Genomic DNA, 18,999 nt, shown 5'->3' with positions numbered 1-18,999 from the left:
CGGACAGCGCGAGACGTCACGGGATGCGCATATCGATCAGAACGCGATCCTGGAAAGCCTTGACCGGTCCGGCATGGACCAGTTCCATCTCGCCGAGCACCGTGTCCATGGTCAGCGAGGCCGCCCGCAGGTGCTGGGCGATCTGCAGGACACGGTCGATGGAGTCGGCGGCATGGAAGGCGCGGCCCTCCGCCGTCGCATCGTCCGGCAGGACGAGGCGCGCGGCACGGACGGTTTCGCGCAGCGGCGGCTCCAACTGGTCCAGAGCCCATTCCGAGCAGCGCCCGACGATCGGCCAGAGGTGGTCGCCGAGCAGCATCTCGCCGGTGAAGCCCGCATCCGGCATCGCCGCGTTGTGGAAGTGGTGCGCCATGGCCGCGAGAAAAACGGTCGTCGCATCGGCCCGGTAGAACGGGCTGAGCAGCACACCGTAGACCGCCACGACGAGGCAATGCTCGGCATGGTTCTCCGGCGGTTCCAGCAGAATGCGTGGTTTGCCGGGACAGGTCACGCCGGCACGCGGCTGTTGTGCCAGGGCCGAGACGAAGCCGGGCACCGGCCCCGCCGGCAAGGCGGCAGGGTTTCGAAGGCACGCCGCCAGCTGCTCGCGCAGGACGACATCGACCGGACCTGAGACGGCATCGAGCCCCGCGACCAGAACCTCCGACGCCTGCGCCGCGTCGAGACCCGCCGCCGCGAGGAAGGCGGCATCGAGGTCGCACAGCCGTGAAGCGGCGAGCGCCTTGGCGGTGATGTCGAGGGCGACCGTTTCCGGTGCGGCGCCACCAGTCAGCGCCGACCAGCCCTGCGCGAACAGGCGCTCGGCGATCGAGCCCGCGCGCCCGGCCGAGCGGACGCGCTTGAGATCGCCGAGTTCGACCAGCAACGCCCGCATCGCGACGGGAGCGGCCGGTCCGGCTTCAGAGAAACCCGTCACGGGCGAAGGCCTTACTGCTGCACGCCCAGCCAGTCGAACAGCATGCGCTGCTGCTTGCCGAAATCGTGCTCCGGGCCGTGGCCGTTCTTCACCATGGGGGCCTTGAAGAAGGTCGAGAGCTGCTCCTGTACGCCGCCGTCGCCGCGGCTCTTGGCGAGGTCAAGAACGCGGGCAATCTCGATGACGAGGGGCGCGGCCAGGATCGAATCCTTGCAGAGGAAATTCACCTTGATCTGCATCCGCTGGCCCATGAAGCCGGTGACGTCGATGTTGTCCCAGGCTTCCTTGTCGTCGCCGCGCGGGCGGTAGTAGTGGATGTGGACCAGGTGATCCTCGACCGGATAGCCGAGGATCGAATCGAGCACCGTACCCTTGGTGTTGAGCTTCGACTGCAGCGAGTTCGGGTCGTTCAGCGCGAGGCCGTCGCGGTTGCCGAGGATGTTGGTCGAGAACCAGCCGTCCACGTGCAGCTGGCGCGCCTTCAGGGCGGGGGCCAGCACCGTCTTCATCATGGTCTGGCCGGTCTTGCCGTCCTTGCCCGCTACCGGGACGTTGAGTTCGCGTGCGAGGTCCATCAGCGCCGGCACGTCGGCGGCGACGGAGGGCGTGAAGTTGGCGTAAGGCACGCCGCTCTTGATGGCGGCGTAGGCGTAGAGCATCGCGGGCGAGATCGACTCGTCGCTGGCATCAAGCCCCTTCTCGAAGGCCTCGGCCGAGTTGAGGACCGGGTCGGCAAGGTCGGGCCACCGCTCCGTCGAGGCGAGGTTGATCACCACGACGTCGTCGAGGTTGCTCTCCTTGCGGAAGCGGTTGAGGTCGTTGGCGATGACGGAGACGGTCTCGCGGTGGTCCTTGGCGACGATGCGGTTGCCGCCGTCGATGTTCTTGCAGAACTTGGCCGAGCCGACCGCCGGCCAGGGGGTGATGCCCTTGAGGGCCTGGGCGCCGTTCTCGATGTCCTCGCGGGTCAGCACACCGTGACCAGTAGCGGCGGAGGCAAGGTCGTCGCCGTTCAGGTCCCAGCCGCCGAAGACGAGATCCTTATAGTCGGCCATGCCGGCGACGGGGACACCCGCGAGCGGCAGTCCGTCCAGACGGTTCGAACCCGATTTGATGGTTTCGATGCCGGCGATGGCTGTCGTCGCGACCGCACCGCCCATGCCAACGAACGCCACTCCGACGCGTCGACCGGTCTGAATGCCCATGGGAACTCGATCTTTCTGCTCTGTGGCGCTGACGCCTTAGGTTGTGCCCTAACTGGTCGCCGCGCGGCCCATGACAACTGTGACCGACCTGGAGCGTTCCAGCACCAACCCTGCCATCTTTGCCGCAGGCCAGCCGTCGACCGACCTGCATCGGTTGGTTAAAATATCGTAAACACAATGGCTTAACGCAGCATTAACGGGATCACGTTTGGATCACGCGGTGGTCCCATTGTGGTCACACCCGGCGGCGAAACCTCCGCCGGTCAAAACGAAGCCTGGCACCCAAGAACGCCGAGGCATCAACAAGGAAGACCGATGGGGGTTTACCCGGAGCCGGCGCTCTGCGCCGACGACGTGAGCCGACTCGTGCCGTGCGGGTCGAATGTCACCAACGAGGCCGCCCCGCGCCCGTCGCGCGGTCGTTCGCCCTTCGTGCGCAGCCTCGCTGCCGTGACCGCCAGCGTCACCCTGCTGATGTCCGCGCCGCAGGCGGTGTCGGCCTACGAGAACGCAAAAGTCTCCGCATCGATCCCGATGATGGTGCGTGCCGATCTCCGCCCCGCCGGTGCGGATCCGGAATGGGGCGGCACGGCGCTGCTCGGCCAGGATGGCGGAGTGACGGCTCCGATCGAGCGCCTGCAGGCGTCGTTCACCGCTCCGCGCTCGGACAACGACGACGAGATCCTGCGCTTCGGCGCCATGAGCGTGCCGCGTCCCCTGGTGGAGACGATCCTGAAGGCGTCCGAAGTCACCGGCGTCGATCCGGTCTACATGATGGCGCTCGCCGACAAGGAGTCGAGCTTCGACACGAGCGTGAAGTCGTCAGCCTCCTCGGCGCAGGGCCTGTTCCAATTCGTCACCGGCACGTGGCTTGAAATGATCCGCCAGTACGGCGCCAAGCACGGGCTCGCCGACGAGGCCGCCGCGGTGAAGGGCCACGGCACCGGCATCACCATCGCTGACGCCGGCCTGCGCAAGCGGGTGCTCGACCTGCGCAACGACCCCTACGTTTCGGGCCTGATGGCGGGTGAGCTGATCAAGCGCGACCGCAGCCGGATCGAGGCCCGGATCGGCCGCGAGCTGAAGACCACCGAACTCTACCTCGCGCATTTCCTCGGGACCGCCAGCGCCGGCAAGTTCCTCTCGCTCAGCGCCGAGGATCCGGACAAGGTCGCCAAGGCCGCCTTCGGCCGCGCCGCGCGCGCCAACCGCGCCATCTTCACGGCCAAGGACGGTGCCAAGCGCCGCAGCCTCACCGTGGCGGAAGTCCACGAGAAGCTCGACGGCATGATCGACCAGCGCATGAGCCAGTATCAGGCTATCGCCGACCTCGCCGCGCAGCAGCAGGCCGACGAACCCGCCGAGCCGATCCTCGACGCCCGCCTGCGCCTCAACGAGTCCGTGGCACCCTCGCTCGCGCTCCACACGGTGCAGTAGGCGCGTCCGGTTTCACCCCCACAGCTCAGGCAGCGGCGGATAGACGGTGCTGCCTTCGTAGCGCAAGGCCGGCTCGCGATCCTGGGCGAGCAGGAGCGGCCCGTCGAGATCGACATAGGCCGCGTGATGCGCAAGCAGCATCGCGGGTGCCATGGCGAGCGACGAGCCGACCATGCAGCCGACCATGATTTCGAAGCCGCGCGCGCGCGCTTCGTGCGCAAGTTTCAGCGCCTCCGTCAGGCCGCCGGCCTTGTCGAGCTTGATGTTGATCGCGTCGTAGCGGCGGGCCAGGGCATCGAGCCCGGCACGGTCGTGCAGGCTCTCGTCGGCGCAGATCGGAATCGTGCGATCGATCTCGGCGAGCAGATCGTCCTCTCCTGCCGGCAAGGGCTGCTCGATCAGGTCGACACCGGCCGCCGCGCAGGCCGTGAGGTTGTCGCGGATCGTCTCGGGACGCCACGCCTCGTTGGCATCGACGATGAGACGGGATTCGGGTGCGCCGCGACGAACCGCGGCGATCCGCTCCGGATCGCCCTCGCCGCCGAGCTTTACCTTCAAGAGCGGCCGGTGCGCCGCCGTGCGGGCTGCCTCCTCCATCGCCTCCGGATCACCAAGGCTCAGGGTGTAGGCCGTGGTGACCGGCATCGGCGCGGCCAGACCGGCGAGTTCGTAGGCGGGCAGGCCGGTGCGCTTCGCCTCGAGATCCCACAGGGCGCAATCCAGCGCATTGCGAGCGGCGCCCGGCTTCATGCGTTCGGTGAGATCGAAGCGCCCTCCCCCGTCGGCGATCCATCCCGCCTGCTGTTCGAGCGCAGCGGCGACGCTCTCGACCGTCTCATCGTAGCGGGCGTAGGGCACGCACTCGCCCCGGCCCCGAAACGGACCGTCCTCGATGGTCGCGACGACGACGACCGCCTCAGTGCGGCTGCCGCGGGCGATCGTGAACGATCCGGCGATGGGGAAGCGCTCGACGGCAACGGTCAGACGCGGCATCGACATCTCTCCCTCAGGCCGGGAATTCGGCAGCGATCCGATCCACGATCCGTTCGACGCCGAAGCGCACGGGGTCGGTGGCAGGCAGGCCGTGAGCAGCCTCGGTCTCACGCAACAGAGTGCGGGCCTGCGGTTCGGTGAGTGCCTGCGTGTTCACGGCGATGCCCACGGGACGGATGCCGGGATTGGTCAGCGCGCCGCAACGAATCGTCAGATCGATCACCTCTTGGATCGTCGGCAGGCTTGCCTCGACGCCGCGCATCCGCGTGCGCGTCGGCTCATGGCAGATCACGAAGGCATCGGCCTGCGCTCCGTGCAACAGGCCGAGGCTGACGCCGGCGAAAGAGGGATGGAACAGCGAGCCCTGCCCCTCGATCAGATCCCAATGGTTCGGATCGGCAGCCGGCGCCACCCACTCGACGGCCCCGGAGATGAAATCGGCCACGACGGCGTCGATGGCCACACCGCGGCCGGAGATGAACACGCCGGTCTGGCCCGTGGCGCGGAAGTCGGCATCGAAGCTGCGCTCGCGCATGCCGCGCTCTAGGGCGAGCGCGGTGTATTTCTTGCCGACGGAGCAATCGGTGCCGACGGTGAGCAGGCGACGGCCCGGACGCTTCGTGCCCTTGCCGGTGGGGAAGGTCTCGGTGGTGTGGCGGACATCGTGCAGGGCGCGGCCATTGCGTGTCGCGGCCTCGGCGATCTGAGGGATCGAGCCGAGCCGCACGTGTAGCCCACTGGCCACGTCAAGGCCCGCATCGAGGGCGGCGACGATCTCCTTCACCCAGTGCTCGGGCAGAACGCCGCCGGCATTGACTACGCCGACGACCATGGTCTTGCAGCCCTTGGCGACCGCCTCCGCCAGCGTCAGGTCGGGAATGCCGAGATCGGCGGCGCAGTCCTCCATCCGAAGCTGGCCGACGCACCATTCGGGACGCCAATCGTTGATGCCGTAAGCGGTCTTGGCGGCGAGCCGGTCCGGCACGTCGCCGAGGAACATCAGGTAGGGCGTGGCGATCTGCATGGGTCCGACGTCTCTCCCATCCGGTGCGAAGCACGGCCTGAGAACGCGTCTATGCGTGATCCGTGCCCGATGCGCGAGTGCGAGCCGCTGCAACCCGCCGAATCGCGCCCTTCCTCTGGCTGCGGCGCTCGCGGCACGCGAGCCTCGAAGCACGCGCCACCGGCTCTCCATCACTTTCAGCGATGCGGCGGCCCTGGATCAACCGCGCGCCGTGCTTCAAGGCCCGCATTCGCGGGCACCTCAGCATAAGGGGCGTGGTATGATCGAGAGCCGCTGTCGGGGCGCCTAATGCTCGATCTTCCTCACCGCGCCCTTGGCGGCGCTGGTGGCGAGCATCGCGTAGGCGCGAAGCGCCGTACTGACCTTGCGCTTGCGGGGGCTGGCCGGGCGCCAGCCCTCCGCGTCGCGGGCGGCGCGGCGCTCGGCCAGCATCGCCTCGTCCACGGCGAGATGGATGCGCCGGTTCGGGATGTCGATCTCGATCCGGTCACCTTGCTCCACGAGACCGATCAGCCCGCCCTCAGCGGCTTCGGGCGAGACGTGGCCGATCGAGAGGCCCGAGGAGCCGCCGGAGAAGCGGCCGTCAGTGACCAGCGCGCAGGCTTTCCCGAGCCCCTTCGATTTCAGGTAGCTCGTAGGATAGAGCATCTCCTGCATGCCGGGACCGCCGCGGGGACCCTCGTAGCGGATCAGCACCACCTCGCCCGCCTTCACACGGCCGTTGAGGATGCCATCCACCGCCGCGTCCTGGCTCTCGAAGACATGGGCCGTGCCGGTGAAGGTGAGGATCGAGGCGTCGACGCCCGCCGTCTTCACGATGCACCCGTCTTCCGCCAAGTTGCCGTAGAGTACGGCCAGCCCGCCATCTTTGGAATAGGCATGCTCGGCATCGCGGATCACGCCCTTTTCCCGGTCGAGGTCGAGCTCGTCCCAGCGCGAGGCTTGGCTGAAGGCGACCTGGGTCGGTACGCCGCCGGGTGCGGCGCGGAAGAATTCCTGCACCGAGGGGCTCTGGGTCTTTGTCACGTCCCAGCGGTCGAGCGCCTCACCGAGCGTGCCCGAGCCGACATTGCCCACGGAGCGGTCGATCAGGCCGGCGCGATCGAGTTCGCCGAGGATGCCCATGATGCCACCGGCCCGGTGCACGTCCTCCATGTGGATGTCGGCCACGGCGGGCGCGACCTTGCACAGCACCGGCACCCGGCGCGACAGGCGGTCGATGTCGGCCATGGTGAAGGGCACTTCGCCCTCGTGCGCGGCGGCGAGCAGGTGCAGCACCGTATTGGTCGAGCCGCCCATGGCGATGTCGAGGGTCATCGCGTTCTCGAACGCGGCCATGGTCGCGATCGCACGCGGCAGCACGCTGGCATCGTCCTGCTCGTAGTGGCGGCGGGCCAGATCGACGATGAGGTGCCCGGCCTCGACGAAGAGGCGCTTGCGGTCGGCATGCGTCGCCAGCGTCGAGCCGTTGCCGGGCAGCGACAGGCCGAGCGCTTCGGTCAGGCAGTTCATCGAGTTGGCCGTGAACATACCGGAGCACGAGCCGCAGGTCGGGCAGGCCGAGCGCTCGATGACCGCGACGTCCTCGTCGGAAACGCGGTCGTCGGCCGCCGCCACCATGGCGTCGACGAGGTCGAACTTGCGGGTGACGCCGTTCATCACGACCTTGCCGGCCTCCATTGGCCCGCCGGAGACGAACACCGCCGGGATGTTGAGGCGGAGCGCCGCCATCAGCATGCCGGGGGTGATCTTGTCGCAGTTCGAGATGCAGACCATGGCGTCGGCGCAATGCGCGTTGACCATGTACTCGACGGAATCGGCGATGAGTTCGCGCGAGGGGAGCGAGTAGAGCATCCCGTCATGGCCCATGGCGATGCCGTCATCGACGGCGATGGTGTTGAATTCCTTCGCGACACCACCGGCCTGCTCGATCTCGCGGGCGACGAGCTGGCCAAGATCCTTCAGGTGGACGTGGCCGGGCACGAACTGCGTGAACGAGTTCACCACCGCGATGATCGGCTTGCCGAAGTCCGAATCCTTCATGCCCGTGGCGCGCCACAGGCCGCGGGCGCCGGCCATGTTGCGGCCGTGGGTGGTGGTGCGGGAGCGATAGGCGGGCATTCTTTTGGGACTTTTTTCTATTCTTCAAAATTTGAGCGGCGGCATCAACTTTACGGCGTCAGTGCGAGGTGAAGCCGAAGCAATCCAGCGCTCCGCACTCTCCGGAAAGGTCGCGCTGCCGGATTGCTTCGCTGCCGCTCGCAATGACGCAGAGTGCGCTCACACCACTGCTGCGTGCTGGGCATGCAGCCGCACGGAGGCCGCCGAGAGTTTGTTCAAGGCCGACAGGTACGCTTTGGCCGAGGCGACCAGCGTGTCCGGGTCGGCGCCGCGGGCGGTCACCGAGCGCTCGCCGGCCTTCAGGCGCACCGAGACCTCGGCCTGCGCGTCGGTCCCCTCGGTCACGGCGTGGACCTGATAGAGTTCCAGCACCGCATCGTGCGGGACGATGGCGTGGATCGCGTTGAACACCGCATCCACCGGCCCGTTGCCGTCGGCCTCCTCGGTGAAGGTGCGGCCGTCCATCTCGATCTTCATCGTGGCGCGCTGCGGCCCGCGCGTACCCGCAATCACCGAGAGCGAGACGAGCTTGATGCGGTCGTGGGCGGTGGCGAGGTTCTGATCGACCAGCGCCTCGATGTCCTCGTCGTAGACGTGCTTCTTGCGATCGGCGAGATCCTTGAAGCGCTCGAACACGTCCTGGAACTGGTTGTCGGACAGCGAGATGCCGAGCTCGCCGAGCTTCGACTTGAACGCGGCTCGGCCCGAATGCTTGCCCATCACCAGCGAGGTCTTGGCCAGTCCGACGGAGGCCGGGGTCATGATCTCGTAGGTCTCGGAATGCTTGAGCATGCCGTCCTGGTGGATGCCGCTCTCGTGGGCGAAGGCATTCCGGCCGACGATGGCCTTGTTGTACTGAACGGGGAAGTTCGCCGCGTGGCTGACGAGCTTCGAGGCGCGGGTCAGCATCGTCGTGTCGATGCCGGTATCGTAGGGCATCACGTCGGCCCGCGTGCGGATCGCCATGACGATTTCTTCGAGCGCGGCGTTGCCGGCCCGCTCGCCGATGCCGTTGACCGTGCACTCGATCTGCCGGGCACCGCCTTCCAGGCCGGCGAGCGAGTTCGCCACCGCCAAGCCGAGATCGTTGTGGCAATGCACGGAAAAGATCGCCTTGTCGGCGTTCGGGACGCGCTCGCGGACCTGGCGGAACATCGCGCCGTATTCCAGCGGCGTGGCGTAGCCCACCGTGTCGGGCAGGTTGATGGTGGTGGCGCCCGAGCGGATCGCCGCCTCGACGCAGCGGCAGAGATAGTCGATGTCGGTCCGCGTCGCATCCATGGCCGACCATTCCACGTCCTCGACGAGGTCGCGGGCCTGGGCCACGGTCTTGAGGATGATCTCGATTACCTCGTCCTGCGTCTTGCGCATCTGGTGGGCGAGGTGGATCGCCGAGGTCGAGACGAAGGTGTGGATGCGGCCGCGCTCAGCGTGGCGCACCGCTTCCCCTGCGCGGGCGATGTCCGCGGGGATGGCTCGGGCGAGACCGGCCACGGTCGCGCGCTTGGTACGCCGGGCGATCTCGGAGACGGCCTCGAAATCACCGTTGGAGGCGATGGGGAAGCCCGCCTCGATGATATCGACGCCCATCCCATCGAGCAGCTCGGCCACCGCCAGCTTCTCGTCCAGCGTCATGGTGGCGCCGGGGCACTGTTCGCCGTCGCGCAGCGTCGTGTCGAAGATGACGACGCGGTCCTTCGCGCTCTGAGTGGTGTTCGCCATGGGTCTTCGTTCCTCGCAGCCGGCGCGCTCGACTCCTCGGGAGCGGCGCCGGAAAACCTGTCTTCCGGTGGACGAGCGGCATCCCCTGAGAGCCCAGGCGGTCGCGCCCGGACGGCCCTCAGGGGCGGCTAAGAAGCAGGCCTACGAGAATGAGCGCGCAGGACGACGCGGCCGCAAAAGCGGCGCCCTCGTTCGTCTGCACGGAGCGGCCAGGGGCCACGCTCGATTCTCCTGAAAGGCTGACTCGCCGGCAAACCGCCTGCGACCAGGGTGTCGGTATGTATCGGTTGGCGGGGATCGTGACAAGCACATGAGGGCAATCGCCTGAACGCGATCACCCTGGCTTTTGCTGCCATCAGGCGCTGGCGCCCGCCTCCGCGCACGCTTTTCGCGCCGTGAAGGCGCGCAAGCGGCTTCGAGCGATGGCACTGTACCGCGTCACCGTTACAATTGACCGACCCGAGCACGAAAGGCACAACCCGCCGGCCAAGCTTGGCTGCAGCGTACCTCCTCTTGCAACCGGAGAGACCCGTCGTGCCCGCGCCGCTTCACCGTGCTGTTTCCCTCGTTCTCCTCGGCTGTGCTCTGAGCGCCTGCCAGTCGAACGCACCGCCGCCGGTCGCGGCTGTCGCCGCAGCACCCGCGGCCGTCGTCGCGCCGCTACCGACCGGCGCCGGCTGCGGCCCCACCATCGCCCGCACTCAGGCCATCGTCGATGGCGACGTGAAGACCGGCGATCTCTCTGCGGCGGTCGGCACCCGCTTCAGCGCCGACCTGTCCAAGGCCGCGGGCGCCTGCGCCGCGGGCCGCGAGGGCGAGGCGATGAACCTGCTCGCGGTGGCCAAGACGCGCTACGGCTACCGGTAACCGCCGGCCTCCCGGTCTTCACTCAGGGAAGACGCTTGCGAGATAGGCCTGTACGAAGCCCGGCATCCGGGCGGCGTCGATATCGGTGCGTGAGCGGGCGATGACGGAGTGGGCGAGTTCCGGCTCGTCCTCACCGCCGCGATGGGCTTCGATGCAGGCTTTCAAGGTCTCGGCATCGCTGTCGAAGCGAACCGGGCGCAGGAAGGCGAGCTGCCCATCACCGCGCAGGAGCACCCACTCTTCCTCAGAGCCGTCCGGCAGCGTCAGGCCGGTTTCCTCCCGGAATTCGCGCACGGCGCTCCCGGCGAGATCGACCGTGCCGTCCTCGCGCAGATCGTCCGGATCGGGCGTACCGCAGGGAAAGTAGATCTGGCCGGCATTGGCGGTGTGGGCGCCCATCACGCCGAGAAGCACGGCGCCGTCGCGGCTATGGGGCACGATCGCCGCGAAGGCGTTCGCCACCAGCGCGTCGGGCACGCCCGCATCGCGAAAGGCGATGAAGCGCGAGTAGGGCACCTCGAACAGGCTCGCCTCGCAGGCGCCATCCGTGACGGCGCAACCGCTGGCGAGATAGACCGGTCCGTCGAACAGACCCGGCGTCTTCGCCTTGCGCCGCTGCCAATTGCGGTCGATCGCCTCGGCATTGTCCCGTGCCCAGGCCCAATCGTGGTCGACCCGCCGCGCCGAGACGCGTTCGAGGTGGGTGAGGCTGAAGCCGGGGGCCGCCTCCGCCGCGATCTCAACCGACACGCAGCACGCCCTCGCTCACCACCACCGCCTGGCCGCCGATCTCGACGGAGCGGAGCGCGCCTCCGTCGATAACGAGCTGGAGGTCGATCGTGCTTGGCCGCCCCATGGCGAGACCCTGGCGGATCACCACGTCGTGCGTTCCCTCGCCCAGGGGCTCGAACTGCATCAGCGCGCCCGCGAAGGCGGCCGCGGCACTACCCGTCGCCGGATCTTCCGCCACCCCGAGATGAGGCGCGAACATCCGCGTCTGGTAGCGGTGCCCGAGCCCCTCCGGATCGAGGGCATAGAGATAGACGGCGTCGGCCTGCGCCTGGGGAAACAGCCGCTCGAACCGGCCGACATCGAGCCGGGCGCGTGCCAGCGCCTCGCCGGAGGCGAGCGGCACGAAGGTAAAGAGCGGACCGGCCCCGTGCCGGCTCGGCTGATGGCGGTTGAAGCCGATCTCGTTCGGCTTCAATCCCAGGGCAGTGGCCAGGGCGTCCTTTGCGGCCGCCTCGCCGAGATAGGTCGGCAGGACGGGCAGCTTGAAGCGGGCGCGGCCGCTGCGGCCGTCCGAGCCTGCCTCGACGGCGCAGGAGAGGTTGCCGATCTCTGCCTCCAGCCCGAAGGCGGCGGCATCGGCGAGAGCCGCCGCCTGCCGCTCGGCGCGGTCGCGGAGCGCCAGCAGCACCGCCGAACCGACGGTCGGATGTCCGGCGAAGGGCAGTTCGCGGGCCGGCGTGAAGATGCGCAGGCGCGCCCGGTGGCGCGGCTCTTCGGGGGGTAGGACGAACACCGTCTCCGATAGGTTGAACTCGCGGGCGATACCCTGCATCGCCTCGCCGCTCAGCCCCTCGGCGTCGAGCACCACCGCGAGCGGGTTTCCGGCGAGCGGCGTGTCGGTGAACACGTCGAGGGTGGCGAAGCGGCGTTCCAGCATCACGGTTCCTTGCAGCGTCAGACGATCTCGACCGGGAAGGCCGCACTCGGCGCAACGAATTCCTCCTGCGCCGCCACCGTCAGCAGCTCCTCCGAGCCGGCCTCGGCGGTGCGCCGCAGCAGGCCATGGATCGAGGCCGCCGCCATGCCGAGCGCCAGGGCGGCCGAACGAGTGCGCAGGTAATGCACCAGATAGAGCGCGGCGACGGCATCGCCCGCCCCCGAGACCGCCTTCAGATCGAGCCGGGGCGTGCGCACGCGCCAGAACGAGCCCCCCTCCGCCGCCATCATGTCGATGGCGTCCGGCGGCGTCTCGGCCGTTGCGAGGGAGGTCACGAGCAGGACGCGCGGCCCGAGCGCCATCACCGAGGCCGCCGCCGCCTTGGCGGCCTCCAGCGTGTCGCTCGGTGCGTCCGAGATCAGGTCGAGTTCGAACTGGTTCGGCGTGAGGATGTCGGCCGCCGGCACCGCCTGCGTACGCATGAAGTCGGCGATGCCGGGGCGGACATAGACGCCGGAATAGGTGTCGCCGATCACCGGATCACAGCAATAGAGCGCCTCGCGGTTGGCCGCGCGCACGGCCGCGACCGTGCGCAGGATGGCGGTGCCGATATCGGCCGAGCCCATATAGCCGGAGAGGACCGCGTCGCACGCCTTCAGCGCGCCGCGCTCGGCCACGCCCTGCACCACCTCCTCCACCGCCGGCCCGTCGAAGACGCGCCCGCGCCACTGCCCGTAGCCGGTATGGTTGGAGAACTGCACCGTATGCACCGGCCAGACCTCGACCCCGAGGCGCTGCATCGGAAAGACGGCCGAGGAATTCCCGACATGACCGTAGGCGACGTGCGATTGGATCGACAGTACCTTCATGGTGCTCCGATATCCGCTTCCGCGCCGTGATAGCGCGGCAGACCGCCGCGCGCATCCGATCGATGCGGCGACGCGTTACGGCTCAGCCAGACACGACCCGCCCTCCGGAGTGAGTATGGATTTCGACGCCATCCGCCAATCCGTGCTCACCTTCATCGAGACCCACAAGGCCTGGGCGCCGGTGGTGACGGGCGTCATCGCCTTCTGCGAATCGCTCGCGGTGCTGTCGCTGCTCGTGCCGGCGACCGTGATCCTGCTCGGCATCGGCGCCCTGATCGGCGGCAGCGACCTGCCGTTCTGGCCGATGGTGATCGGCGCCGGAATCGGTGCGGGGCTGGGGGACTGGATCTCCTATGAGGTCGGCTTTTACTACAAGGACGGGATCAAACGCCTCTGGCCGATGAGCCGGCACCCGGAGATGACGGCCAAGGCCGAAGCCTTTCTCCGGCGCTGGGGCGCGGGCGCCATCGTCATCGGCCGCTTTATCGGTCCGGCGCGGGCGGTGGTGCCGCTGGTCGCCGGCAGCTTCGGCCTCCGGCGCATCCCGTTCCAGCTCGCGAACTGGAGTTCGGGCTTCGTCTGGGCGTTCGTGATGCTCGCCCCCGGTGCCGGGCTGCTGACATGGCTGCATTATTGAGACGCCATGCGCCGCTTTCCGCCCGAACGCATCGTCTGCCTCACGGAAGAGACCGTCGAGACGCTCTACCTGCTCGGCGAGGATCAGCGCATCGTCGGCGTATCGGGCTACGCGGTGCGCCCGCCGCAGGTGCGCCGCGAGAAGCCGCGGATCTCGGCCTTCACCAGCGCGGACCTGCCCAAGATCCTCGCGCTCGAGCCGGACCTCGTCCTCGCCTTTTCCGACCTTCAGGCGGAGATTGTCGCCAACCTCGCTCGGGCGGGGGTGGCGGTCCACCTGTTCAACCAGCGCGACGTGGCCGGCTGCCTCGCGATGATCCGCACCGTGGGCGCCCTCGTCGGCGCGGCGGAGCGGGCCGAGGCGCTGGCCCGCGGATACGAGGCGTGCCTTGCGGACGCCGCCGCCGAGACCGCTGGGCGGCCGCGACCGAGGGTGTATTTCGAGGAATGGGACGAGCCAATGATTTCCGGCATCGGCTGGGTCTCGGACCTAATCGGCTTTGCCGGCGGACAGGATGTCTTTCCGGAGCTGAGCCGGGCTCAGGCCGCGAAGGACCGGATCGTCACGAGCGAGCAGGTGATCGCGGCGGCGCCCGACGTGATCCTCGCTTCCTGGTGCGGCAAGCGGGTCAACGTGGAGCGCATCCGCGGCCGGCCCGGATGGCAGGCCATACCCGCTGTGGCCGCAGGGCGCATCCATGAGATCAAGTCGCCGCTGATCCTCCAGCCGGGACCGGCGGCGCTGACGGATGGATTCGCGGCGATCCGGGCGGCCCTGGCGCTGTGACAAAGCGGCCGGTGACACCGATGGGATTCGGCTGACAGGATGGGTCGACTCGATTCGGCCGCATCCGCAAGCCACCAGCCCGGCATGTCCACAGCGCTAGCCCACATCGTCCTGCCGCCCGACCGCCGCCAGTCGCCCACCGCGCTGAACATCCAGCGCGGGGTGCGGCGTCTGCTCGCCGAGATGGGCTGCGTGAGCCTGCCGGAATTCTCGCTCGCTAACGGGCGCCGCGCCGACGTGATCGCGCTCTGCGCGGCGGGTCGGCTCACCATCGTCGAGATCAAGTCGAGCGTCGCCGATTTCCGCGCCGACCGGAAATGGCCGAATTACCGCGACTATTGCGACCGCTTCTTCTTCGCGATCCCCGAGACGGTGCCGGAGACGCTGATTCCGGAAGAATGCGGTCTGATCGTCGCCGATTCCTTCGGCGCGGCGATCCTGCGCGAGCCGCCGGACCACCCGCTGAGCCCGGCTCGACGCAAAGCGGTCACCCTACGCTTCGCCCACTCCGCTGCCGGGCTCCTGCACGCCCTAGCCGATCCCGGCGCGATCCGTGAAGGGGCTCTCTGACACTTCGGAGGTGCGACGAAAGGCGCTCAGCACGAACACCCGGATCGCCGAGGACAGGTTGCGCTCGCCGCGCCCCGAATCGATCGCACCGATCAGCGCCTGAACCGAGTGCCCGCGCCCCCGCGCGATCTCCTGAAGCGCCTCCCAGAACTCCGCCTCCAGCGAGACGCTGGTGCGGTGCCCCGCGATCATCACGGAGCGCTTCGCGGTCTCCCGCTGAGGCGCCCGCGTCATTCCTTGTCGGGATCAGCGAGGCGGTGGCCCTCGTGGCGGGCTTGCTCGATCGCCTTGCGCGTCTCGGCCAGCGTCTTCGCTTTCTTCGGCCGGCCGAACAGGATGCGGTTCTCCGCAGCCTTGGCCTCTTTCGCCGCCTTCTCACGGTCCTTGCGCACCTGGCGCAGGTTGATGATCTCGGCCATCGCGTCAGCCCCTCCGACGACCCGGCGCGGAAGGCCCGCGCCGGGAAGCGAGTCTAGCGCTTATTCCGCGCTCGGCGCCAGCATGGTTTCGGGGCGTACGACCCGTTCGAACTCCTCATCCGTGACGTAGCCGAGCCGCAGCGCCTCCTCCTTGAGGGTGGTGCCGTTCTTGTGCGCAGTCTTGGCGATCTCGGCGGCCTTGTCGTAGCCGATCGAGGGGGCAAGCGCGGTCACCAGCATCAGCGAGCGGCTCATCAGGTCGCTGATCCGGTCGGTGTTGGCCTTGATGCCGACGACGCAGTTGTCGGTGAAGCTCACCGAGCTGTCGGCGAGCAGCCGCACCGATTGCAGCACCGCGTTGGCGATCACCGGCTTGAACACGTTGAGCTCGAAATGGCCCTGGCTGCCGGCGAAGCTCACCGTGGTGCCGTTGCCGACGACCTGGGCGCAGACCATCGTCAGCGCCTCACACTGGGTCGGGTTGACCTTGCCCGGCATGATCGAGGAACCCGGCTCGTTCTCGGGCAGCGAGAGTTCGCCGAGACCCGAGCGCGGGCCCGAGCCGAGCAGGCGGATATCGTTGGCGATCTTGAACAGGCCGGTGGCCAGCGCCGTCAGCGCGCCCTGCGTGAAGACGAGCGCGTCATGGGTGGCGAGCGCCTCGAACTTGTTCTCGGCCGAGGTGAAGGGCAGACCGGTCAGCTCCGCGACCTTGGCCGCGAACCGCTCGGCGAATTCCGGATGCGCGTTGAGGCCGGTCCCGACGGCGGTGCCGCCCTGGGCCAGCGCCAGCACGCCGGGCAGCGTCGCGGCGATGCGGGCGCCGCCCAGCGCGACCTGCGCCGCGTAGCCGGAAAATTCCTGGCCGAGCGAGACCGGGGTCGCGTCCTGCAGGTGGGTGCGGCCGATCTTGACGATGCTCTCGAACTCCTTCGCCTTGGCGTCGAGCGCCGCGTGCAGGTGGGAGAGCGCCGGCAGAAGCCGCTCCTGCACCTCGCGGGCGACCGCAATGTGCATCGCGGTGGGGAAGGTGTCGTTCGAGGACTGGCCGCGATTGCAGTGATCGTTGGGGTGAACCGGCGACTTGCCGCCGCGCTTGCCCCCGAGCCGCTCGTTGGCGAGGCTCGCGATCACCTCGTTGGCGTTCATGTTCGACTGGGTGCCCGAACCGGTCTGCCAGACCACCAGCGGGAACTCGTCGTCGTGCTTGCCGGCGACGACTTCCGCCGCGGATTCGGCGATGGCGTCGGCGACCTTCGGGTCGAGACCGCCGAGATCCTTGTTCACCAGGGCGGCGGCCTGCTTGACGATGCCGAGCGCGTGGACGAGCGGCGCCGGCTGGCGCTCGGTGCCGATCTTGAAGTTCTGGATCGAGCGCTGGGTCTGGGCGCCCCAGTAGCGGTGGGCGGGCACCTGGATCGGACCGAAGGTGTCGGATTCGGTGCGTGTCTCGACGGCAGGGTTCTCGTGCGGCGACATCGTGGCCTCTTCGTTGGCTCGGATGCGGCCCTACTTAACGAAGCATGATGCCAAGCGCGATGCCGGCCCGAAACCGAGCATGACGCATCGCGCACTCCGTCACCGCCGAGGTTCTCCCCTCTTCATGCTGGATCTGCCGACCCGCCCGGCCCGCATCACGCAAGCCGGGCCGTTCCGTCCGAAGGTGCCGCCGCCGCTGACGCAGCCGCTCGGCCTGTTCGCCTTCCTGAAGAAGGTGCGTGAGAATCCGATCGCGACCTGGATGGACGCGCATTTCGAGGAATTCGTCGTTGCCGGCGAGACGGCGATGGGTCGGATCACCGTCGTCAGCGATCCGGCCCTGGTACGCTACCTGCTGGTGGAGCGGGCCGCCCACTACCGCAAGGACGACCTCCAGAAGCGGGTGCTGGCGCCGGGCCTCGGCGACGGGCTGCTCACGGCCGAGGGCGAGGAGTGGCGCCTGCAGCGGCGCACGCTGGCGCCCATCTTTTCCGCCCGCCATGTTTCGGGCTTCGTCGCGCAGATGGATGCGGCGGGCGCACGCCTCGGCCGGCGATTGGCGCGGCGGGACGGGGCCACCGTCGACGTCGCCCTTGAGACGACCCGCGCCACCCTCGACGTGCTGGAGCGGACGATCTTCACACAAGGGCTGCCGGGTGATCCCGACGCGCTCGGGCGTGCCATTACCCGGCTGCTCGAATCGATCGGCCCGATCGACCCCCTCGACGTGTTCGGCTTCCCCGCTTTCGTGCCGCGGCTCGGCCGCCTGCGGGCTCGGCCGGCCCTGCGCTTCTTCGCCGAGGTGGTGGATACGCTGCTGGATCAGCGCAAGGCGGCGCTCGCCCGCGGCGAGGCGCCCCACGATCTGATGACCCTGCTGTTGGCGGCTCAGGACCCGGAGACCGGCCGCGGCCTCTCCGACATCGAAGTGAAGGCCAACATCGTCACCTTCATCGCCGCCGGGCACGAGACGACGGCCAACGCCCTGACCTGGGCACTCTATTGCCTGTCGCAGGACGAGGCCGCGCAGGAACGCGTCGAGGCGGAGGCCGATGCCGCGGCCGGCGAGGACGGCGCGCTGCGACTCGACCGGCTGCCCTTCACCAAGGCTGTGATGGAGGAGACCATGCGGCTCTTCCCGCCGGTGCCGTTCCTCAGCCGTCAGGCCCTGCGCGAGGATCGGATCGGGCGGGTCAAGATTCCTCGCAACTCGACCGTCATCATCGCCCCCTGGGTGATGCACCGGCATCGCAAGCTGTGGGACGAGCCGGATGCGTTCATTCCCGAGCGCTTCCTCGGGGAGCGGCGCGAGCGCATCGAGCGCTTCGCCTACCTGCCGTTCGGCGCCGGACCGCGCGTCTGCATCGGCCAGAGTTTTTCGGTTCAGGAGGCGACGTTGGTTCTCGCGCAGGTCGCGCGGTCAGTGCGGCTCACTCTGCCCGCGGACCATCCGCCGGTCACGCCGCTGCACCGGGTGACGCTGCGGCCGAAAGAGGGCCTGCGCATGGTGGCACAGCGCCGCTCCTAAGACACCCGCCCGCGTCTCCGGACGAGGCGCGGGATCAGCGGAACAATCAGTTCTTCTTACGGAAGGCGTCGAGGCTCACGACCTCGGCGGTGCCGTCGCGATCGGTCTTCTCGGCGGCCTCCGGCTTGGCCTCACCGTCCTCGGACTTGTCGTCCGGCTTTGCCTCGGCCTTGGCCTTGCCCGCGGCAGGAAGTGCCGGGACGATCTTCGGGCCGCCCTGAACCGTCGCGAGGCCGGTGCCCTTCGGCTTGATCTCGGCAGGCTCGGATGCCGCGCCACGCGGACCGGCCTTGATCGGCGCGCTCGGCTGCGCTTCCTCCGGCTGCTCGCCCTCGGCCCCCTCGTTGAGATCGAACTTCAGGCCGAACTGCACCGAGGGGTCGAAGAAGCCCGACAGCGCATCGAACGGGATCAGCAGCCGCTCCGGCACGCCGGAGAACGACAGGCCGACCTCGAAGCTGTGCTCGGAGACGCCGAGATCCCAGAACTGGTGCTGCAGGACGATCGTCATGTCCTGCGGGTATTTCTCGCGCAGGCGCTGCGACATCCGCACGCCCGGCGCCTCGGTGCGGAACGAGATGTAGAAGTGGTGCTCGCCGGAGAGACCCTCGCGGGCGGCATCAGTCAGCACCTTGCGCACGACGCCGCGCAGGGCGTCCTGAACCAGGAGATCGTAACGGATCAGATCTTCGGCCATCGGCGCTCGCTTGACCGGTCACGGCCGGGATTGGGCTGC

The 18,999-nt window shown here is 68.6% G+C and carries 19 protein-coding genes; 6 read left to right on the top strand and 13 right to left on the bottom strand.

Annotation, left to right across the window (positions count from 1 at the left end; translation table 11 throughout):
* Positions 1-16: 16 nt before the first annotated feature.
* The gene (locus LPC10_RS13375) at positions 17-895 is read right to left on the bottom strand and encodes a hypothetical protein (RefSeq protein ID WP_231347037.1); all 879 of its coding nucleotides are present in this window, start codon (positions 893-895) and stop codon (positions 17-19) included.
* Between the two features lie 53 nt (positions 896-948).
* Positions 949-2,142 carry an inositol-3-phosphate synthase gene (locus LPC10_RS13370; protein ID WP_231342239.1) on the bottom strand — a complete coding sequence of 398 codons (1,194 nt, stop codon included), beginning with the start codon at positions 2,140-2,142 and terminating at the stop codon, positions 949-951.
* Between the two features lie 315 nt (positions 2,143-2,457).
* Between LPC10_RS13370 and LPC10_RS13365 the strand changes: the two genes are divergently transcribed.
* A complete protein-coding gene (locus tag LPC10_RS13365; protein WP_231342238.1) occupies positions 2,458-3,579 on the top strand; it encodes a transglycosylase SLT domain-containing protein in 1,122 nt (373 codons plus the stop codon).
* A 12-nt stretch (positions 3,580-3,591) separates the two neighbouring features.
* Here LPC10_RS13365 and dgcA read toward each other — a convergent pair whose 3' ends face one another.
* The 4 genes from dgcA to LPC10_RS13345 all read right to left on the bottom strand — a co-directional run bounded on the left by dgcA (position 3,592) and on the right by LPC10_RS13345 (position 9,439).
* Positions 3,592-4,572, bottom strand: coding sequence for an N-acetyl-D-Glu racemase DgcA (gene dgcA / locus LPC10_RS13360; protein WP_231342236.1), 981 nt, complete (start codon positions 4,570-4,572; stop codon positions 3,592-3,594).
* A 13-nt stretch (positions 4,573-4,585) separates the two neighbouring features.
* Positions 4,586-5,596: an N-acetyltransferase DgcN gene (gene dgcN, locus LPC10_RS13355; RefSeq protein WP_231342233.1), complete on the bottom strand. Its 1,011-nt coding sequence runs from the start codon at positions 5,594-5,596 to the stop codon at positions 4,586-4,588.
* 285 nt (positions 5,597-5,881) lie between these two features.
* Positions 5,882-7,717 carry a dihydroxy-acid dehydratase gene (gene ilvD / locus LPC10_RS13350; RefSeq protein WP_231342231.1) on the bottom strand — a complete coding sequence of 612 codons (1,836 nt, stop codon included), beginning with the start codon at positions 7,715-7,717 and terminating at the stop codon, positions 5,882-5,884.
* 159 nt (positions 7,718-7,876) lie between these two features.
* The gene (locus LPC10_RS13345) at positions 7,877-9,439 is read right to left on the bottom strand and encodes a 2-isopropylmalate synthase (RefSeq protein WP_231342230.1); all 1,563 of its coding nucleotides are present in this window, start codon (positions 9,437-9,439) and stop codon (positions 7,877-7,879) included.
* A gap of 534 nt (positions 9,440-9,973) precedes the next feature.
* Here LPC10_RS13345 and LPC10_RS13340 point away from each other — a divergent pair.
* Positions 9,974-10,306: a hypothetical protein gene (locus LPC10_RS13340; RefSeq protein ID WP_231342223.1), complete on the top strand. Its 333-nt coding sequence runs from the start codon at positions 9,974-9,976 to the stop codon at positions 10,304-10,306.
* 18 nt (positions 10,307-10,324) lie between these two features.
* Here LPC10_RS13340 and LPC10_RS13335 read toward each other — a convergent pair whose 3' ends face one another.
* The 3 genes from LPC10_RS13335 to pdxY are packed head-to-tail and all read right to left on the bottom strand — an operon-like array spanning position 10,325 to position 12,844.
* Positions 10,325-11,056, bottom strand: coding sequence for an NUDIX hydrolase (locus tag LPC10_RS13335; RefSeq protein WP_231342222.1), 732 nt, complete (start codon positions 11,054-11,056; stop codon positions 10,325-10,327).
* A complete protein-coding gene (locus LPC10_RS13330) occupies positions 11,046-11,975 on the bottom strand; it encodes a PhzF family phenazine biosynthesis protein (protein ID WP_231342221.1) in 930 nt (309 codons plus the stop codon). Before LPC10_RS13330 ends, LPC10_RS13335 begins: the two co-directional genes overlap by 11 nt.
* Before the next feature lie 17 nt (positions 11,976-11,992).
* Positions 11,993-12,844 carry a pyridoxal kinase PdxY gene (pdxY, locus tag LPC10_RS13325; protein ID WP_231342220.1) on the bottom strand — a complete coding sequence of 284 codons (852 nt, stop codon included), beginning with the start codon at positions 12,842-12,844 and terminating at the stop codon, positions 11,993-11,995.
* 115 nt (positions 12,845-12,959) lie between these two features.
* Between pdxY and LPC10_RS13320 the strand changes: the two genes are divergently transcribed.
* From LPC10_RS13320 to LPC10_RS13310, 3 genes are all read left to right on the top strand, one after another.
* Complete coding sequence (locus LPC10_RS13320; RefSeq protein WP_231342219.1) at positions 12,960-13,481, top strand: DedA family protein; 522 nt, start codon at positions 12,960-12,962, stop codon at positions 13,479-13,481.
* A gap of 6 nt (positions 13,482-13,487) precedes the next feature.
* Positions 13,488-14,267 (top strand): cobalamin-binding protein, encoded by a 780-nt coding sequence (locus LPC10_RS13315; protein ID WP_231342218.1) that lies wholly within the window; start codon positions 13,488-13,490, stop codon positions 14,265-14,267.
* 84 nt (positions 14,268-14,351) lie between these two features.
* The gene (locus LPC10_RS13310) at positions 14,352-14,837 is read left to right on the top strand and encodes an MmcB family DNA repair protein (RefSeq protein WP_231342216.1); all 486 of its coding nucleotides are present in this window, start codon (positions 14,352-14,354) and stop codon (positions 14,835-14,837) included.
* On the opposite strand, the gene LPC10_RS13305 is transcribed toward LPC10_RS13310, so the two are convergent.
* The 3 genes from LPC10_RS13305 to fumC are packed head-to-tail and all read right to left on the bottom strand — an operon-like array spanning position 14,799 to position 16,735.
* Positions 14,799-15,071, bottom strand: a complete 273-nt coding sequence (locus LPC10_RS13305; protein WP_231342215.1) for a ribbon-helix-helix domain-containing protein — start codon at positions 15,069-15,071, stop codon at positions 14,799-14,801. The genes LPC10_RS13310 and LPC10_RS13305 overlap by 39 nt on opposite strands.
* Positions 15,068-15,256, bottom strand: coding sequence for a DUF4169 family protein (locus tag LPC10_RS13300; RefSeq protein WP_231342213.1), 189 nt, complete (start codon positions 15,254-15,256; stop codon positions 15,068-15,070). The genes LPC10_RS13305 and LPC10_RS13300 overlap by 4 nt, the downstream gene beginning before the upstream one ends.
* 60 nt (positions 15,257-15,316) lie before the next feature.
* On the bottom strand, positions 15,317-16,735 hold the full coding sequence (gene fumC / locus LPC10_RS13295; RefSeq protein WP_231342212.1) for a class II fumarate hydratase: 1,419 nt from the start codon (positions 16,733-16,735) through the stop codon (positions 15,317-15,319).
* Positions 16,736-16,859: 124 nt separating this feature from the next.
* Here fumC and LPC10_RS13290 point away from each other — a divergent pair, with 124 nt between their 5' ends.
* The gene (locus LPC10_RS13290; protein WP_231342210.1) at positions 16,860-18,263 is read left to right on the top strand and encodes a cytochrome P450; all 1,404 of its coding nucleotides are present in this window, start codon (positions 16,860-16,862) and stop codon (positions 18,261-18,263) included.
* A gap of 46 nt (positions 18,264-18,309) precedes the next feature.
* Here LPC10_RS13290 and LPC10_RS13285 read toward each other — a convergent pair whose 3' ends face one another.
* Positions 18,310-18,960 (bottom strand): SspB family protein, encoded by a 651-nt coding sequence (locus LPC10_RS13285; protein ID WP_231342209.1) that lies wholly within the window; start codon positions 18,958-18,960, stop codon positions 18,310-18,312.
* Positions 18,961-18,999: the final 39 nt, after the last annotated feature.

The organism is Methylorubrum sp. B1-46 (assembly GCF_021117295.1).
In the GTDB taxonomy this organism is placed as follows: domain Bacteria; phylum Pseudomonadota; class Alphaproteobacteria; order Rhizobiales; family Beijerinckiaceae; genus Methylobacterium.
The sequence above is the reverse complement of the archived record's forward strand: the minus strand, read 5'-3'. Positions and strand labels throughout refer to the sequence as shown.

Coding starts and splice junctions, on each gene's coding strand:
- LPC10_RS13375 (WP_231347037.1), bottom strand. CDS start 895: ATGCGGGCGTTGCTGGTCGAACTCGGCGATCTCAAGCGCGTCCGCTCG.
- LPC10_RS13370 (WP_231342239.1), bottom strand. CDS start 2,142: ATGGGCATTCAGACCGGTCGACGCGTCGGAGTGGCGTTCGTTGGCATG.
- LPC10_RS13365 (WP_231342238.1), top strand. CDS start 2,458: ATGGGGGTTTACCCGGAGCCGGCGCTCTGCGCCGACGACGTGAGCCGA.
- dgcA (WP_231342236.1), bottom strand. CDS start 4,572: ATGCCGCGTCTGACCGTTGCCGTCGAGCGCTTCCCCATCGCCGGATCG.
- dgcN (WP_231342233.1), bottom strand. CDS start 5,596: ATGCAGATCGCCACGCCCTACCTGATGTTCCTCGGCGACGTGCCGGAC.
- ilvD (WP_231342231.1), bottom strand. CDS start 7,717: ATGCCCGCCTATCGCTCCCGCACCACCACCCACGGCCGCAACATGGCC.
- LPC10_RS13345 (WP_231342230.1), bottom strand. CDS start 9,439: ATGGCGAACACCACTCAGAGCGCGAAGGACCGCGTCGTCATCTTCGAC.
- LPC10_RS13330 (WP_231342221.1), bottom strand. CDS start 11,975: ATGCTGGAACGCCGCTTCGCCACCCTCGACGTGTTCACCGACACGCCG.
- pdxY (WP_231342220.1), bottom strand. CDS start 12,844: ATGAAGGTACTGTCGATCCAATCGCACGTCGCCTACGGTCATGTCGGG.
- LPC10_RS13320 (WP_231342219.1), top strand. CDS start 12,960: ATGGATTTCGACGCCATCCGCCAATCCGTGCTCACCTTCATCGAGACC.
- LPC10_RS13315 (WP_231342218.1), top strand. CDS start 13,488: ATGCGCCGCTTTCCGCCCGAACGCATCGTCTGCCTCACGGAAGAGACC.
- LPC10_RS13310 (WP_231342216.1), top strand. CDS start 14,352: ATGTCCACAGCGCTAGCCCACATCGTCCTGCCGCCCGACCGCCGCCAG.
- LPC10_RS13305 (WP_231342215.1), bottom strand. CDS start 15,071: ATGACGCGGGCGCCTCAGCGGGAGACCGCGAAGCGCTCCGTGATGATC.
- LPC10_RS13300 (WP_231342213.1), bottom strand. CDS start 15,256: ATGGCCGAGATCATCAACCTGCGCCAGGTGCGCAAGGACCGTGAGAAG.
- fumC (WP_231342212.1), bottom strand. CDS start 16,735: ATGTCGCCGCACGAGAACCCTGCCGTCGAGACACGCACCGAATCCGAC.
- LPC10_RS13290 (WP_231342210.1), top strand. CDS start 16,860: ATGCTGGATCTGCCGACCCGCCCGGCCCGCATCACGCAAGCCGGGCCG.
- LPC10_RS13285 (WP_231342209.1), bottom strand. CDS start 18,960: ATGGCCGAAGATCTGATCCGTTACGATCTCCTGGTTCAGGACGCCCTG.